General features: G+C 66.9%; 16 protein-coding genes. 3 read left to right on the top strand and 13 right to left on the bottom strand.

What is annotated here, in order from left to right; all coding sequences use genetic code 11:
* Positions 1–4: 4 nt before the first annotated feature.
* Together AB4Z37_RS16090 and AB4Z37_RS16085 are read right to left on the bottom strand one after the other, a co-directional pair.
* Entirely contained in the window at positions 5–325 is a 321-nt protein-coding gene (locus AB4Z37_RS16090; protein ID WP_441517744.1) for a hypothetical protein, read from the bottom strand.
* The gene (locus AB4Z37_RS16085; protein ID WP_441517743.1) at positions 326–730 is read right to left on the bottom strand and encodes a hypothetical protein; all 405 of its coding nucleotides are present in this window, start codon (positions 728–730) and stop codon (positions 326–328) included. It lies immediately after the preceding gene.
* A gap of 26 nt (positions 731–756) precedes the next feature.
* On the opposite strand from AB4Z37_RS16085, the gene AB4Z37_RS16080 reads away from it, so the two are divergent.
* Positions 757–2562, top strand: a complete 1806-nt coding sequence (locus AB4Z37_RS16080; protein ID WP_441517742.1) for a carbamoyltransferase family protein — start codon at positions 757–759, stop codon at positions 2560–2562.
* Between the two features lie 291 nt (positions 2563–2853).
* Here AB4Z37_RS16080 and AB4Z37_RS16075 read toward each other — a convergent pair whose 3' ends face one another.
* The 6 genes from AB4Z37_RS16075 to AB4Z37_RS16050 all read right to left on the bottom strand — a co-directional run bounded on the left by AB4Z37_RS16075 (position 2854) and on the right by AB4Z37_RS16050 (position 8093).
* Positions 2854–3630 (bottom strand): enoyl-CoA hydratase-related protein, encoded by a 777-nt coding sequence (locus AB4Z37_RS16075; RefSeq protein WP_441517741.1) that lies wholly within the window; start codon positions 3628–3630, stop codon positions 2854–2856.
* A 14-nt stretch (positions 3631–3644) separates the two neighbouring features.
* Complete coding sequence (locus AB4Z37_RS16070; RefSeq protein ID WP_441517740.1) at positions 3645–4790, bottom strand: acyl-CoA dehydrogenase family protein; 1146 nt, start codon at positions 4788–4790, stop codon at positions 3645–3647.
* 235 nt (positions 4791–5025) lie between these two features.
* Positions 5026–5853, bottom strand: coding sequence for an SDR family NAD(P)-dependent oxidoreductase (locus AB4Z37_RS16065; RefSeq protein ID WP_211965397.1), 828 nt, complete (start codon positions 5851–5853; stop codon positions 5026–5028).
* 184 nt (positions 5854–6037) lie between these two features.
* Positions 6038–6448, bottom strand: coding sequence for a MaoC family dehydratase (locus tag AB4Z37_RS16060; protein ID WP_441517739.1), 411 nt, complete (start codon positions 6446–6448; stop codon positions 6038–6040).
* Positions 6445–6900 carry a MaoC family dehydratase N-terminal domain-containing protein gene (locus tag AB4Z37_RS16055; RefSeq protein ID WP_441517738.1) on the bottom strand — a complete coding sequence of 152 codons (456 nt, stop codon included), beginning with the start codon at positions 6898–6900 and terminating at the stop codon, positions 6445–6447. Before AB4Z37_RS16055 ends, AB4Z37_RS16060 begins: the two co-directional genes overlap by 4 nt.
* An 8-nt stretch (positions 6901–6908) precedes the next feature.
* The gene (locus AB4Z37_RS16050; RefSeq protein ID WP_441517737.1) at positions 6909–8093 is read right to left on the bottom strand and encodes a lipid-transfer protein; all 1185 of its coding nucleotides are present in this window, start codon (positions 8091–8093) and stop codon (positions 6909–6911) included.
* 98 nt (positions 8094–8191) lie between these two features.
* On the opposite strand from AB4Z37_RS16050, the gene AB4Z37_RS16045 reads away from it, so the two are divergent.
* Positions 8192–8872, top strand: coding sequence for a TetR/AcrR family transcriptional regulator (locus AB4Z37_RS16045; RefSeq protein WP_249122997.1), 681 nt, complete (start codon positions 8192–8194; stop codon positions 8870–8872).
* A 35-nt stretch (positions 8873–8907) separates the two neighbouring features.
* The gene (locus tag AB4Z37_RS16040) at positions 8908–10464 is read left to right on the top strand and encodes an acyl-CoA synthetase (RefSeq protein ID WP_441517736.1); all 1557 of its coding nucleotides are present in this window, start codon (positions 8908–8910) and stop codon (positions 10462–10464) included.
* A gap of 242 nt (positions 10465–10706) precedes the next feature.
* On the opposite strand, the gene AB4Z37_RS16035 is transcribed toward AB4Z37_RS16040, so the two are convergent.
* The 5 genes from AB4Z37_RS16035 to AB4Z37_RS16015 all read right to left on the bottom strand — a co-directional run bounded on the left by AB4Z37_RS16035 (position 10707) and on the right by AB4Z37_RS16015 (position 16498).
* Positions 10707–11552, bottom strand: a complete 846-nt coding sequence (locus tag AB4Z37_RS16035) for a CmcJ/NvfI family oxidoreductase (protein WP_441517735.1) — start codon at positions 11550–11552, stop codon at positions 10707–10709.
* Between the two features lie 287 nt (positions 11553–11839).
* The gene (locus AB4Z37_RS16030; protein WP_441517734.1) at positions 11840–14032 is read right to left on the bottom strand and encodes a molybdopterin cofactor-binding domain-containing protein; all 2193 of its coding nucleotides are present in this window, start codon (positions 14030–14032) and stop codon (positions 11840–11842) included.
* A gap of 10 nt (positions 14033–14042) precedes the next feature.
* Complete coding sequence (locus AB4Z37_RS16025) at positions 14043–14492, bottom strand: (2Fe-2S)-binding protein (RefSeq protein ID WP_441517733.1); 450 nt, start codon at positions 14490–14492, stop codon at positions 14043–14045.
* A gap of 150 nt (positions 14493–14642) precedes the next feature.
* Positions 14643–15635, bottom strand: a complete 993-nt coding sequence (locus tag AB4Z37_RS16020; RefSeq protein WP_441517732.1) for a branched-chain amino acid ABC transporter permease — start codon at positions 15633–15635, stop codon at positions 14643–14645.
* The gene (locus AB4Z37_RS16015) at positions 15632–16498 is read right to left on the bottom strand and encodes a branched-chain amino acid ABC transporter permease (protein ID WP_441517731.1); all 867 of its coding nucleotides are present in this window, start codon (positions 16496–16498) and stop codon (positions 15632–15634) included. Before AB4Z37_RS16015 ends, AB4Z37_RS16020 begins: the two co-directional genes overlap by 4 nt.
* Between the last annotated feature and the right edge of the window lie 6 nt (positions 16499–16504).

The raw sequence follows: 16504 nt of genomic DNA, 5'->3' as shown, positions 1-16504 counted from the left end.
CAGATCAATAATACGGGCAAACCAGCCGGCCCCAGCGATTGTAGAAACAGCCCGGGCCAAAGCCCCAGCCGCGTCCACGACCCCAGCCGCGTCCGCGACCCCAGCCGCGACCACGGCTCCAGCCTCCGCCGCGCCAGCCACCGCCGCGACCCCAGCCGCCGCCACGACCACCACCACGTCCGCCGCCACGGGCTTCCGCCGCTGTGGTGCCGGCCGCCGTCATCACTGCAGTGGTGCCGATCAGGCTGGCGCCATAGATCGCGATCAGCGTCAGGGCGGCCAGCGCGCGTGTCAGAAAAGGTTTACGGGTCTTCGCAATGGTCATTCATGTTCTCCTGGTCTTCTCAGGCGCCGGGCTGGTGCGCACCGCATCAGCCGGGCAGGTCGAGGGCAACGCCTCGACGTCGAGCCCATAAGACTCGCGCAATGTCCCCGTAACCGCGGCAGGATACGGACGCGCTCCTAACGGGTCAAGCAATCGCTTGCACACCGCTCCTTTCGCAACCGATAACACCGTGGTCGCAGGATGACGCGCGACGGTTCGACGCAGCGACATCAGGAGGTGCAGCAACATCGGGAAATGTCGGCGTGGCGCATCATGTTCAGCGATGTTTTTGCTGCGTCGCACAGCAGGCAGGCCGCGCCGGATCACGTATAAGACCACGGCCACGTCGCCAGGATCGAACCGAACGGGCTGCTGCAGCGTCCCATCCGACGGTTCGCTTCGCATTCTCTCTCCTCCGCCACGAAAGCCGCATGCCCAAAGCCCACACCTATGTCCTCGGCCTCAACACCTACGATCATGACGTCAGCGCCTGCCTGCTGCGCGACGGCGCCATCGCGGTGGCGATCGCCAAGGAGCGCATCACCCGCGAGAAGCACGCCAGCGGCTTCTATAAAGAGGTGATCGACTACTGCCTGAATGCCGAGGGCATCACGCTGGACGACGTCGATCTGGTGGTGCGCAACTGCTACATCCTGCCGGTGCCGGAGATGGAGGAGCGGCTGGTCTATCAGGACATGCCGGGTTTCCTGCCGGAACCGGAGCGCGCCACCGCGACGGCCCATCCGCTGTTCCAGTCGGCCTCGGCCAAGGTGGTGTCGATCTCGCACCATCTCGCCCACGCCTTCAGCGCGTTCGCCGCCTCGCCGTTCGACGAGGGCGCGATCATGATCGTCGACGGCGTCGGCAGCTACAAGTCGGACGTGTCGGAGCCCTACCCCGCCGATGCTGCCGGCCCGCTCGCCCGCGAGTCGGAGAGCTATTACACTTTCAGGGGGCGCGAGCTCACCTGCCTGAAGAAGGTGTGGATGGAGCCGGAGCGCGGCTTCCTCAGCGATGAATTCTACAACATGCGCGGGCTCGGCGCGCTGTACAGCCGCGCCTCGACCTATGTGTTCGGCGACTGGAACAAGTGCGGCGAGCTGATGGGACTGGCGCCCTACGGCCGGCCCGAACGCGTCAGGTCGCTGATGCAGCTGCGCGACGGCGCGCTCGAGGTGCCGCCATGGACGCGCGACCTCGACCATCCGTTCGTGCTCGACAGCGACCAGTCGTGGGAGAAGAGCCCACATGTGTCGCACTGGGAGGACGTCGCCTGGCGGGTGCAGGACGACACCGAGAAGGTGCTGCTGGCGCGCGCCAACTGGCTGCGCGAGACCACGGGGGCCAAGAACCTGTGCATCGCCGGCGGCGTCGCGCTGAACTGCGTCGCCAACGGCCGCATCGCCCGCGAGGCCGGCTTCGACAATGTCTGGATCCAGCCGGCCGCCGGCGACGACGGCATCGCCATCGGCTGCGCGCTCTACGGCCACATCGCGCTGCTGCAGCAGCCGCGCGCCTATGTCATGGAGCATGCCTACACCGGGCGGCCGTATAGCGACGCAGAGATCGATGCCGCGATCCAGCGGCCGCTGATCAGCGTGCAGACCAAAGCGACCCGCAGCGCCGACATCGCCGCCGACACAGCAAAACTGCTCGCCGAGCAGAAGGTGATCGGCTGGTTCCAGGGCCGCTCCGAGTTCGGCCCGCGCGCCCTCGGTAACCGCAGCCTCATCGCCGATCCGCGCCGCGCGGAGATGAAGGACATCCTCAACAAGCGGGTGAAGCATCGCCAGGCGTTCCGGCCGTTCGCGCCGATCGTGCTGTACGAACGCGCCAGGGAAGTGTTCGAGGGCGAGGAGGATTCTCCCTTCATGCTGATCGCCAAGCGCGTGCGGCCCGAATGGCGCGACCGCATCCCGGCGATCGTCCATGTCGACGGCACCGCACGGGTGCAGACCGTGCGCGAACAGACCAATCCGGAGCTCTATCGGCTGCTCAAGGCGTTCGAAGCGCTGACCGGCGTTCCGGTGCTGCTCAACACCTCGTTCAACGTCAAGGGCGAGCCGATCGTCGAGACGCCGCGCGACGCCGTCGCCTGCTTCCTCACCACCGGCATCGACCACCTCGTGCTGCACGATCGCCTGGTGTCGAAGAACGCGCTGCACCCGGTGGTCAACCCGCTGGTCGAGATCTACTCCGACGTCGCCAGCATCGTGGTGTCGAGCATGAGGAGCTGAAGGCGATCTCTCGCCGCGTAGCGGGGACGCCGTCCAACATGCATGCTCGGAGAATCCCGGGTGTCGCTTCGTTCACCTGGGCTATACGTCAACGCTTGTTGCGAAAACGCCTACACCGCACGTCCGCGCCTCTCTCCTCATGGTGAGGAGCGGCCTCTCGGCCGCGTCTCGAACCATGAGGCCGATGCGCATCTGCAACGAAGGCCCGGGCCTCATCCTTCGAGACGCCTGCTCCGCAGGCTCCTCAGGATGAGGGGAACGGCACAGACCTCATGCCACCACAGCCAAACGCTAGCGCCCCGAAAATTTCGCCGGGCGCTTCTCCACGAAGGCGGCGGCGCCTTCGCGCAGGTCTTCGGTGACGAAGGCCTTCGCCTGCGCGATCGCCTCGCCGTCGAGGGCGGTCGCCAGTGGTGCGGCGAAGGCGGCTTCGACCTGGCTCTTGATGAGGCCGATGCTGATCGGCGGGCCCTCGGCCAATTTCTGCGCCAGCGCGAACGCCTCGGACATCAGTTGCTCGTCGTCGACCGCCTTCCAGATCAGGCCCCACTGCTCGGCGCGCGCGGCATCGAGCGGCTCGCCGAGCAGCGCCAGCGCGCGGGCGCGGGCGACGCCGACCGAGCGCTGCAGCAGCTGCGAGGTGCCGGCATCGAGCGCGGCGCCAAGCTTGACAAAGGACAGCACGAAGCGCGCCGAGCGCGCCGCCAGCACGATGTCGCCGGCGAGCGCGATGCCGACGCCAGCGCCGGCCGCCGGGCCGTTGACCGCGACCACGACCGGCACGGCGGCCGCGCGCATCTTGGCGATCAGTGGATTGACTTCGTCACGCAGCAGCGAAGCAACCCGATCGCCCGCATCGAAGGTCGAACCGCCGAGCTGGGCGCCGGCACAAAAGCCCTTGCCGGCTCCGGTGAGCACGATGGCGCGCACGTCCTTATCGGCCAGCCCTGCGTCGAATGCCGCGTTGAGCTCGGCGATCAGCGTGCCGCCAAGCGCATTGTACTGCGCCGGATTGTTGAGGGTGATGACGGCGACCGCGCCGCGCCGCTCGGTGAGAACCATTGCCATGTGAGCACTCTCCCTCACAGCGACCGCGCGATCAGCATTTTCATGATCTCGTTGGTGCCGCCATAGATCTTCTGGATGCGGGCGTCGACATACATGTTGCCGATGGGATATTCCTGCATGTAGCCGTAGCCGCCGTGGAGCTGCAGGCATTCGTCGACGGTCTCGCACTGCTTCTGCGTCGACCACCATTTGGCCATCGAGGCCGTCACCGCGTCGAGATCGCCCTCGATCAGGCGACCGATGCAGTAATCGACGAACACCCGCGCGATGGTCGCCTCGGTCTTGCGTTCAGCGAGCTTGAAGGCCGTGTTCTGGAATTCGAGGATCGGCTTGCCGAACGCCTGGCGTTCTTTCGTATAGGCGGCGGTCAGCTCCACCGCGCGCTCCATCGCCGCCACCGCGCCGATGGCGATGATCAGCCGCTCCTGCGGCAGCTGCTGCATGAGCTGGACGAAGCCCTGGCCCTCCTCGGTGCCGAGCAAGTTCTCCGGCGGCACGATCGCGTTCTCGAAGAACAGCTCCGAGGTGTCGCCGGCCTGCAGGCCGATCTTGTCGAGGTTGCGGCCGCGGCGGAAGCCGTCGTTGCCGGCGGTCTCCAGCACCAGCAGCGACAGGCCCTTGGCGCCGGTGCCGCCAGTGCGCGCCACGACGATCACGAGATCCGCGGTCTGGCCATTGGTGATGAAGGTCTTCTGGCCATTGACGACATAGGCGTTGCCCTCGCGCCGCGCGGTGGTCCGCACGCTCTGCAGGTCCGAGCCGGTGCCGGGCTCGGTCATGGCGATGGCACCGATCAGTTCGCCGCGCGCCATGCCGGGCAGCCAGCGCTTCTTCTGCTCGTCGCTGCCATAGTTGGCGATGTAATGGGCGACGATGCCGCTCGACACCGTGACGCCGTTGTTGAGCTCGGGGACGGTGCGCTCGATATCCTCGAACACCGCCGCGTCATACGCAAAGGTGGCGCCGAGGCCGCCATACGCCTCGGGCACGCTCGGCAGCAGCGCCCCCATCTCGCCCAGCGCCCGCCAGGCTGAGCGATCGACCACCTTCTGCCTGCGCCACGTCTCGGCCTGCGGCGCGAGATCCTTGGCGAGGAATTTGCGGAACTGGTCGCGGAAGACGTCCAGTTCCTCGGTCATCCACGGAGAGCGGTAGGGCATGGGAGAACTCCTCGATCACAACAGATAGCCAAAGCCGATCAGTTCACCCATCGGCACGATGATCCACAATCCTCATGGTGAGGAGCGCGGCATTCGAGCATGACCACCGCCACCGCCGAGGCCTGCCGCGCGTCTCGAACCATGAGGCCACTCACGTCGCATCAGTCATCCTTCGAGACGGCGCTTCGCGCCTCCTCAGGATGAGGCCCCGTGCTGTTGACCAGCACTTGCCATCTTAAATGATCAGCCCGCCGCCGGCGACGACGACCTGGCCGCTGATGTAGTTGGATTCCGGGCTGCAGAACAAGTAGACCGCGTCCGCCGCCTCTTCCGGCGTGCCGCCGCGGCCCAGCGGGATCATGCGGCTCATGGCGTCGAGCATCTGCGGCTGGACGCCGACCTTGATGTCGCGGCCGGCGACGTCGATGGTCTTCTGCTGCTGTTCGATCGGCTGGGTCAGGCGGGTGTTGATCAGGCCGAAGGCGACGCAGTTGACGTTGACCTTGTAGCGGCCCCACTCCTTGCACAGCGTGCGGGTCAGGCCGACGAGGGAGGCCTTGGCCGAGGAATAGCTCGCCTGCCCGGCATTGCCGTAGAGCCCGGCGATGGACGAGATGTTGACGACCTTGCGGAACACCTCGCGGCCTTCCTCCGCCTCCTTCTTCGACAGGATTCGGATCGGCTCGGCGGCGGCGCGCAGGATGCGGAACGGCGCCACCAGATGGACGTCGAGCATCGCCTGGAACTGCTCGTCGGTCATCTTCTGGATGGTGGCGTCCCAAGTGTAGCCGGCATTGTTGACGATGATATCGAGACCGCCGAACTTTTCCATCGCGGCGCCGATGAAGCGGTCGGCGAAGCCGGTCTCCGACACACTTCCGTTGACCGCGACCGCCTGGCCGCCGGCGGCGACAATCTCCGCAGCCACCGCATCCCCCGGTGCAGCGTCGAGATCGTTGATGACGAGCCTTGCGCCCTCGCTCGCAAGCTTGAGCGCGATGGCGCGGCCGATGCCCCGCCCCGAGCCGGTGACGACGGCGACTTTTCCGGTGAGTTTGGTCATGGTGTTTCCTTGTTCAGCATTGTTGTCCGTGGGTGCGCGAGCCGTCTTGCGTCGAAGCGCTGCAGATGGCCTCATGGTTCGAGACGCCGCGCGATGCGCGGCTCCTCGCCATGAGGAATAAAGACCCTCATCCTGAGGAGGTTGCGCGGCGCGCCGTCATCGAAGGATGAGGCCTTTGTCGCGGCTAGATCGCCACCACCGCCTCGCCCGCGAGCTTGACCTCGCCGGCCTCGTCCCTGGCCGTCAGCGTCAGACGCGCCCGCCGTTCGCCCTGGTGCTCGGTCAGCTCCGCGACATGGCCTTCACAGGTCAGTTGCGCGCCGAGCTGGGTGATGGCGGCGAAGCGGGTGGAGAAGCTGCGCACCTTGGAAGGATGCACCGCATCCGTCAGCGCCTGGCCGAGATAGCCCATCACCAGCATGCCGTGGGTGAACACATCGCCAAAGCCGGCCTTGCGGGCGAAGTCGATGTCGACATGGATGGGGTTGTGGTCGCCGGACGCGCCGCAATACAGCGCGAGCGTGTGGCGGCTGATCGGCGGAAAGCTCTTGTGCACGACGCGGTCGCCGACCGCGGGATTGGCGAGCGCGTTCATGCGTTGCCTCCGTTGCGCACCACGATGGTGCGGCTGGTGTCGGCGACATGGACGCCGTGCTGGTTGGTCACCGCCGTCTCGACCACGATCAATGTCATGGCGCCGCCCTTCTTGTCGGTGACGCTCTTCACGTGCGGGCGGAACGTCAGCGTATCGCCGACCACCACCGGAGCGTAGTAAGCGAAAATCTGCTCGCCGTGCAGCACGCGCGCGAGGTCGATATCGAGCGCAGTGAGAAATTCGAATGGCTTTGTCGCGTCCATCATCTCCAGGCAGAACAGGTAGGTCGGCGGCACCGGCACGGCCGCGTAGCCGGCGGCCTGCGCCACCGCGGCGTCGCGGTAGACAGGGTTGGTCTCGCCGAGCGTGTTGAAGAAATAACGCAGCCGCCCGGGCTCGACATGGGCGACGACCTCCGAGAAGCGGTGCCCGACCGCGGATTGATCAACCATGGCGAACCTCAGACGCGCTCATAGAGGGTGACGACGCAAGCGCCGCCGAGCCCGAGATTGTGCTGCAGCGCGAGCCGCGCGCCGTCCACCTGAGTGCGCTCCGCGGTCCCGCGCAGCTGCCGCGTCAGCTCATAACATTGCGCAAGACCTGTGGCGCCGAGCGGATGCCCCTTGGACAGGAGACCGCCCGACGGGTTGGTGACGATGCGGCCGCCATAGGTGTTGTCGCCGTCATCGATGAACCGCGCCGCACCGCCCTCGGGGCACAGCCCGAGCGCCTCATAGGTGATCAGCTCGTTGTGGGCGAAACAATCGTGCAGCTCGACCACGTCGATGTCCTCGGGGCCGACGCCGGCCGCCTCATAGACCTTGTCGGCCGCGACGCGGCTCATGTCATAGCCGACGAGCTGCATCATGTCGGCAGCGCCGAAGGTCGACGGCGTATCCGTGGTCATCGCCTGGGCGGCGATGCGCACGTCCTGGCGCAGGCCGTGCCTGGCAGCGAACTTTTCCGACACCAGGATCGCAGCGGCGCCGCCGCAAGTCGGCGGGCACGCCATCAGGCGGGTCATCACCCCCGGCCAGATCACCTGGTCGTTCATGACGTCATCGGCCGTGACTTCCTTTCGGAACAGCGCCAGCGGATTGTTGACGGCATGGCGGCTGGCCTTGGCGCGCACCTTGGCGAACGACGATAGCGGCGTGCCATGCTTGTGCATGTGGCTGAGGCCGGCGCCGCCAAAGTAGCGCAGCGCCAGCGGAATGCCGGCGGCGTCGACCAGCTTGTCGGCAGCGGCGTCGAACTCCCCGAACGCGCTGGGGCGGTCGGTGTACACCGAGCCGAGCGCGCCGGGCTTCATCTGCTCGAAGCCGAGCGCGAGCACGCAGTCAGCGGCGCCCGACGCGATCGCCTGTCGCGCGAGATAGAGCGCGGTCGAGCCGGTGGAGCAGTTGTTGTTGACGTTGACGATCGGGATACCGCTCATCCCGACGGGATAGAGCGCGCGCTGGCCGCAGGTGGAATCGCCGTAGACGTAGCCGACATAGGCCTGCTCGACCATGCCGTAGTCGAGGCCGGCGTCGCTGAGCGCACGCCGCGCCGCCTCTGCCCCCATCTCATGATACGGCGCGCTGGCGCCGGGCTTGGCGAACGGGATCATGCCGACCCCGACAACATGGACATGCGACGACATGCGAACCTCCCGAAATTGACCCGCTGGACTTTTTCTTACCCGTGGGTAATATACGGGTCCGACGGGCCTGTCAATGCGCCCGAAGCCGCACACCAAAGATGATCGATATGGACACCCGCGCCCCTGCTGCCGAATCCCCCTGGCTGCCGTTCGAAAGCCGCCGCCGCGCCCGCGACGAGAAGCGCGAGGCGGTGCTGCGCACCGCGGTGCAGCTGTTTCTCGAGCAGGGCTATCACCGCGCCACGCTCAACGAGGTGGCGGAGCGGCTGAACATCACCAAGCCCGCGCTCTACAACTACTTCCGCGGCAAGGACGAGATCCTGTTCGAGTGCTGGGCGATGGGACTGGAGCTCGTCGAGACTTCGACGGCCGCGATCAACGCTGCCGGCGGCAGCGGCCTCGACAAGCTGCGCAAGATGGCGCGCGCCTATGGCGGGCTGATGGCGACCGATTTCGGCGCCAGCCTGGTACGCTTTGACGTTCGCGATCTCGGCGCCAAGCACCGCGACATCGTGCTCGCCGGCAAGAAGAGCATCGACCGCACTTTTCGCGGCTATATCACCGAGGGCATCGCCGATGGTTCGATCACGCCGTGCGATCCCAAGATGACGGCATTCATGATCGCCGGCTCGCTGAACTGGATCGGGCACTGGTACAAGCGCGACGGCACGATGACGCCCGAAGCCATCGGCGAGACGTTCGCCATGCAACTCACCGACGGCCTCGCCGTGAGGCCTCCACGCAAACCACGCACAACCAAACAACACACGAAACGCTGAAAGCGTTCACCCACAATCACATCGGGAGAGAAGCCATGAACATCACCCAAGGACTGCGACGCGCGCGCCAGACCAATCCCGGCGGCCTCGCCACCATCTGCAACGGCCGCCGCCGCACCTGGGGCGAGGTCGGCGCGCGCGTCACGCGCCTCGCCGGCGCGCTGCAGGCGCTCGGCGTCAAGGCCGGCGATCGCGTCGCCGTGCTGTCGCTCAACTCGGACCGCTATCTCGAGCTCTATCTCGCCACCGGCTGGGCCGGCGGCGTCATCGTTCCCCTCAACATCCGCTGGAGCGCGGTCGAGAACGAGGATGCGCTGCGCGACTGCCGCGCCGGCCTGCTCGTGGTCGACAAGGCCTTCGCCGCGACCGGCGCCGCGCTGGCGCAGGCCATTGCGGGCCTCCAGCTGATCTATGCCGACGACGGCGACACACCCGCCGGCATGGCGAACTACGAAGCCCTGCTCGACGCCAGCGCGCCGGTCCCCGATGCGATGCGCAGCGGCGCCGACCTCGCCGGCATCTTTTACACCGGCGGCACCACCGGCCGCTCCAAGGGCGTGATGCTCAGCCACACCAACCTGATGGCCAATGCGCTGAACGCGCTCGGCGAGGGGCTGTTTCCCGCAGGCTGCACCTATCTGCACGCGGCGCCGATGTTCCACCTCGCCAACGGCGCGGCGATGTATTCGCTGCTGCTCGGCGGCGGCACCAATGTCATGATTCAGGGTTTCACACCCGAGGGGGTGATGGCCGCGCTCCAGAACGAGCGGATCACCGACGTCCTGCTGGTGCCGACGATGATCCAGATGCTGGTCGATCACCCCGCGCTCGGGAACTACGACCTGTCGTCGCTCCAGAACATCATCTATGGCGCGTCGCCGATCAGCGAGGCGGTGCTCGACCGCGCCTCGCGCGCCCTGCCCCATGTGCACTTCACCCAGGCCTACGGCATGACCGAGCTATCGCCGATCGCGACACTCTTGCACTGGAACGACCACATCGGCGACAGCCGCGCCAAGGGCCGCCATCGCGGCGCCGGCCGCGCCACGCTCGGCTGCGAGGTGCGCATCGTCGATATCGACGACAACGAGGTGCCGCGCGGCACCGTCGGCGAGATCGTCGCCCGCGGCGACAACGTCATGATGGGCTACTGGGAGCGGCCAGAGGAAACCGCGCGCGCCATCGTCGACGGCTGGATGCATACCGGCGACGGCGGCACCATGGACGACGACGGCTTCATCTATGTGGTCGACCGCGTCAAGGACATGATCATCAGCGGCGGCGAGAACGTCTACTCGGTCGAGGTCGAGAACGCGATCGCGCAGCATCCGGCGGTGGCGCAATGCGCTGTGATCGGCATCCCGAGCGAGCAGTGGGGCGAACAGGTCCACGCCGTGGTGGTGACCAAAAGCGGCGCCAGCGTCACCGAGGCGGAGCTGCTGGCGTTCTGCAAGACCCTCATCGCCGGCTACAAGTGCCCGCGCAGCGCCGACATCAGCGACAAGCCGCTGCCGCTGTCCGGCGCCGGCAAGATCCTGAAGCGCGAGCTGCGCCGGCCGTTCTGGGAGACGCAGGAGCGGCGGGTGAGCTGAGGCCGTCGCGCTGGAGGCATCGACGGGCAACGCCTAATCAAGCAGTGTCCGTTTCAAACAGGAGCAGGCTTATCTCCGTCTTTAACGGATCGCGAGGACTAAGGTCTCCCGGCGACCCCGATAAGGAAGGCACTGCGTCCCCAAGCAGGATGGCCGGGACAAGCCCGGCCATGACGAGTTCTGCAACACCCCCGACGCTGAGGACACGACCACCGCGCGATTGCATAGCGCCCGCAGCGACCTCAATGCGTATGAAACACCAGCGTGCGGACCTCGATGCTCTCGCGCGGCGGCGCGTCGGCCGGCGTCGTCGGATCGACGAACGCGGTGTGCGGCCCAAAACGGGTGCGGCCGTCGGTCGCCGAATCGTAACACTTCAGCAGCAGCGCCTCGTCGACCCGCATCTCCGGCACGTAGAACCAGCGGTGATTGGGATTGAAGGTCACCGAATAGTTCTCGCCATTGCGATTTGGATAGATCAGGTCGGAGGCGACGAGATCCTGTGGCGCCACCGTGGTCGCATCACACATCGCCAGCGGCGTGTCGCGCAGCGGGCCGCGGAGCGGCCGCCACAGGTTGATGATCTGCACCCGCCCCTTGAGCAGCGCCTCGGCCTGCTCCGGCAGGTGCTCGCGCACCCGGTTCGGTCCGGATGCCGCGGTCTGGTCGACATGCACCCGCGTCGCCGGCTGGCGCGGCCCGGCGCCGCGCACGTCGGCGGCGCCCGCGACGCGCTTGCGCACGGTGTGGTCGAAGATCTCGACACGGTCAGCCTTCAGCGTCGCCCGCAGGAAGCGCTCGACCTCGGGATAGTAGACGCGGCGGATCTCGTCCTCGTCATCGAAATTCCTGACCGCGGTCGGCTGCGGCAGCAGCGCGAAGCCTTCGCGGTCGAGCGAGAAGTCGTGCCCCGCCTTGCGGACGTCGAAGATCGGCAGGCTGTGAGGCTCGCTGACGATATTGCTCTTCGGCTCGCCCGGCGGCGGATCGTAAGCATAGGTCCGCGGCTTGGCGGCCATCGGCGCGATGTAGTTAAGCTCGGCGGTCACGAACGGTACGGATTCGAGGGTCGCGGGTTGAAGTCCCATCTTGTTGATCTCCCGTTTGCCGCCTGCAAGACCGCAGGGCTTCGGCACAAGGCACTGGCGGACGCGACACGCCCACCGTCATCTTGCTGATTTTGGCGGCGGCGGAACATCCGGCAAGAGGCGGCGCGACAAAAGCAAGGACTTGGCGCCTGCCTCCCAGACAGCGAAAGGATTTTGCTGCGCCATGGCCTCCCCGGAGAATGCAAAGGGGGCCAGCCCCCACCTCAAAAGGAACCGCCGCCGGAGAGATCTCCGGCGGCGGCGTTGCGATCAGGCCGACAGCGTGGTCAGGCGAACACGATGTCGTGGTTCTTGAGGGGCACCGAACGGATGCGCTTGCCGGTCGCGGCAAAGAACGCGTTGAGCACGGCGGGCGCGGCAACGCAAATGGTCGGCTCGCCGACGCCGCCCCAGAAGCCGCCGCTTGGCATCAGCATGGTCTCGACCTTCGGCATCTCGGCAATGCGCATCGAGTTGTAGCTGTCGAAATTCTCCTGCTCGACGCGGCCGTTCTTGAGCGTGATCTCGCCGTAGAACAGCGCCGACAGGCCGTAGACGAACGAGCCCGCAATCTGGCGCTCGACCTGCGCCGGATTGACGACGTGGCCGGGATCGGTCGCCGCGACGATACGGTGGATCCTGATCTTGCTGCCGTCGGTGATCGAGATCTCGGTGGCGGCCGCGACATAGCTGCCATAGCCCATGTGCTGGGCAATGCCGCGGAACACGCCCTGCGGCGGCGGCGTATCCCAGCCGATGCGCTCGGCGACCGCGTTGAGCACCGCGAGATGCTTCGGATGGCCCGCCATCAGCTTGCGACGGAAGGCGAGCGGATCCTGCTTCGCCGCCGCTGCCAGCTCGTCAATGAAGGACTCCAGATAGATCGCATTGTGGTTGATGTTGACGCCGCGCCAGAAGCCCGGCGGCACCGGCGGGTTGCGCATGCTGTGCTCTACGAGCAGGTTCGGCACGTCGTAGCCGATCACTGCCTCACCGCGTGGCGCGAGGCCCTGAAACGCCGCCGGATCCATGCCGTTCTGCAACGCGCCGGGGCGCGCGCTCGCCAGGATCGACTGGCCCGACAGTCGCAGATGCAACGCGGTGAGATTGCCATCGGCGTCGAGGCCGCCGACCAGCCTGCACTGGGTCACCGGATGGTAGCGGCCGTGGAGCATGTCCTCCTCGCGCGACCACAGCAGCTTGACCGGCGTGCCCGGCATCTGCTTTGCGATCAGCACCGCCTGGGTGACGTAGTCGGACATGCCGCGCCGGCCGAAGCCGCCGCCGAGCATCACCTTGTGCACGTCGCACTTCTCCGGCGGCAGGCCGGAGGCCGCGATCGCCGCGGCGAGCGCCCCCTCGCCGTTCTGCGTGCCGGTCCACACCTCGCAGCGCTCGGGCGTATAGAGCGCGGTGGCGTTGAGCGGCTCCATCGCGGCGTGGTTCTGGTAGGGATAGGCGTAGGTCGCCTCGATCCGCCGCGCAGCATTGGCGAGCGCGCCCTTGGCATCGCCATTGCTGTTGCCAACGAACGCCGGCTGCGCCGGATCGAGCCCCTCGGCGAGCCAGGACGCGATCGAGGCGCTGGAGAGCTTGGCGTGCTCGCCCTCGTCCCATTGCACCGGCAGCGCATCGAGCGCGGCCTTGGCGTGCCACCAGCTGTCGGCCACCACCGCAACCGCGCTGTCGCCGACCTTGACCACCTGCTTGACGCCCTTCATGCCGGTGACCTTGGCGGCGTCGAAGCTCCGGAGCTTGCCGCCGAACACCGGACAATCCCTGATCGCCGCGCTGAGCATGCCCGGCAGCTTGACGTCGATACCGTAGGTCATGCGCCCGGTGGTCTTGTCGACGGTGTCGAGCCGCTTGAGGCCCTTGCCGGCGATGGTCCAGTCCTTGGGATCCCTGAGCTTGATATCCGTCGGCGGCGCCAGCCTGGCCGCGGCGTCCGCGACCTTGCCATAGGTAACGGTGCGCCCGGACGGCACATGGCTGATGACGCTGTTGGCTGCGCTGCATTCGGATGCCGGCACGCCCCAGGCGTTGGCGGCGGCCTGGATCAGCATGATCCGCGCCGCGGCGCCGCCCTGGCGCACATAATCGTGCGAACCGCGGATGCCGTGGCTGCCGCCGGTGGAGAAGTCGCCCCACACCCGCTGGCGGGCACGGTTCTGGCCGGGCGTCGGATATTCGGTCGTGACCTTCGACCAGTCGCACTGCAGCTCCTCGGCGACGAGCTGGGCGAGGCCGGTCAGCGTGCCCTGGCCCATCTCGGAGCGGGCGATGCGGACGACCACGGTGTCGTCGGGCCGCACCACGACCCAGGCGTTGACCTCCGGCGCAGTGGTGGCGGAGACACCGTCGGCGGCATGGGCCGCGGACAGGTCGAGACCGAGCGCGAGGCCGCCGCCGAGCGCAGCGGCGCCGATGACAAAGGCGCGGCGGCTGACCGCGGGAGACATCGTGACATGCTGTGTCATGGCGCCCTCCTCACGCGTTCGCGGCGGCGTGAATAGCCGCGCGCACCTGCACGAAGGTGCCGCAGCGGCAGATGTTGGTGATGGCGTCGTCGATATCCTTGTCGGTGGGCTTGGGCTTGTCCTTGAGGAGCGCCGTCACCGCCATGATCAGGCCGCTCTGGCAGTAGCCGCATTGCGGCACGTCGAGGTCGACCCAGGCCTGCTGCACCCGGTGCAGCGTGCCGCCTTCGGCGAGGCCCTCGATGGTGACGATGGTCTTGCCGACGGCGTCGCCGAGCTGGACGCTGCAGGAGCGGGTCGGCTCGCCGTCGAGATGCACGGTGCAGGCGCCGCATTGTGCGATGCCGCAACCGTATTTGGTGCCGGTCAGCCCGGCATAGTCGCGGATGGCCCAGAGCAGCGGCATCTCCAGCTCTGCGTCGATATTGACGTCTTTTCCATTGATTTTAAGGGTTGGCATCGTCACGGGTCCCCTGAAGACGGGCGCATATCGCCCGGCGGGGGGATGCTGACCACGAATCGCCACTCGCTCAAATCAAGATTTCCGGCGCGATCGCAACCGTGGCCATATAAGTCGAAAGGTGGAGGCCGGTTCCGCCGGAACCGGCGATCACCCTGCGCGGGATGCCGGGCCGCGCCAGCGCGCCCACATCCGCTCGGCGAGCGGCAGCAGGCCGCGCGGCGTGGCGAGAATCACCGCCACCACCACCACGCCATAGATGAAGTAGTGCAGCCCCGGCAGGGTGGAGCCGAGCTTGCCGCGCAGCACCTCACCGAGCGGCACCAGCAGCAGCGCGCCGAGCGCGGGGCCGTAGGCGCGGCCGAGCCCGCCGACGGTCGCGAACAGCACGATCTCGATGGTGATGACCGGCGAGATCAGCAGGTACGGATCGGCGAAGGTGAGATAGCGGACATAGGCCGTGCCGACCACCGAGGCGAGCACGGCGGAGATCACCATCGCCATGGTCTTGTAGCGCAGCACGTTGACGCCGATCGCCTGCGCCGCCTTTTCGTTGTCGCGGATGGTGCGCAGGTAATAGCCGAGCGGCGCGTTGAGGATGGCGACATTCACCAGCACGCAGATCGCGGCCAGCACCAGCATCACCCAGAACGCGCCCTGCCCGCCGCCGAACTCGAAACGCAGGAAGTTGCCGGCGTCGCGCGGCAGCAGCAGGCCCGAGGCGCCGCCGAGAAACTCCCAGCCCTCGACGATGATCGCGCCCATCTCCGCGAACGCCAGCGTGATCAGCACGAAGGAGAGATGGCCGAGGCGGAAGCGGTAGTCGATCCAGGCGATCGCGGCGCCAAGCACGGCGGAGATCGCCGCGGAGATCACGAGGCCCAGCCACATGTTGATGCCGAGCTTGAGCAGCAGCGCGCTGGAGAACATCGCGCCGACGCCGATGAACAGGCTGTGGGCGAGCGAGATCTGCCCGGCCATGCCGCCGACGATGTTCCAGGACGACGCCAGCGCGACATAGACCAAGGCCAGGGTGACGATGTGCAGGTAGTAGCTCGACAGCGCGAACGGCAGCAGCGCGGCGAGGACAAGCACGCCCCACCAGATCGACGAACGCAGGGTGCGGTAAAACTCCTCCTTCATCGCGCCGACCTCCAGGTCAGGCCCTGCGGGCGGAACAGCATGATGGCGACGAAGATCAGGTAAGGCATCAGCAGTCCCAGCGGACCTTCCAGATAGATGGTGCCGAACGCTTCCGCGATGCCGATGACAAGGCCGCCGAGCATGATGCCGACGAAATTGGTCATGCCGCCAAGCACCACCACCAGCAGGGTGATCACGGTGTAGCGCAGGCCCTGGGTCGGCTGGATCGGCGTGCCCGGCAGCAGCAGCACCGCGGCGAGCGCCAGGAGGCCGATGCCCATCGCGAAGGTCAGCACCTGGACGCGGCCGACATTGATGCCCATCAGCGCCGCGGCGTGGGCGTTCTGGTGCACCGCGCGGATCGAGCGGCCGAAGTCGGTGGAGCGCAGCATGACATAGAGCGCGATGGCGAGGGCGAACGAGATCACGAAGGCGATGACATGGGGCAGCCGCAGCACGACGTCGCCGAGCAGGATCAGCTTGGTCTCGACCACCGAAGGGGTGCGCGCCGGCTGGCCGCCGAACACCATCAGGATGCCGTTCTGCAGCACGAGGCTTAAGCCCAGGGTGAGCTGCACGATCATCAGGAACTGGTGGCCGACCATTGGCCGGATCAGGAAGCGGTAGACCAGCGCGCCGAGCGCCGTCATCACGGGGATCGTGATCACGGCGGAAACATAGGGATCCAGCGAGAACGCCGAGTACAGCGCGAGGCACATGAACATGCCCAACGAGATGAAGTCGCCATGGGAGAAGTTGACGACGCCGCTGACGCCGTAGACAAGGCCCATGCCGAGGGCGAGCAGCCCGTAGGTCGAGCCGATCAGGAGTCCTTGCGCCAGCGCCTGGTAGAGTTCGGTCACGTCGCT

Source organism: Bradyrhizobium sp. 2TAF24, assembly GCF_052115025.1.
Classification (GTDB): domain Bacteria; phylum Pseudomonadota; class Alphaproteobacteria; order Rhizobiales; family Xanthobacteraceae; genus Bradyrhizobium_A.
This window is presented reverse-complemented; position numbering and strand designations above follow the sequence as displayed.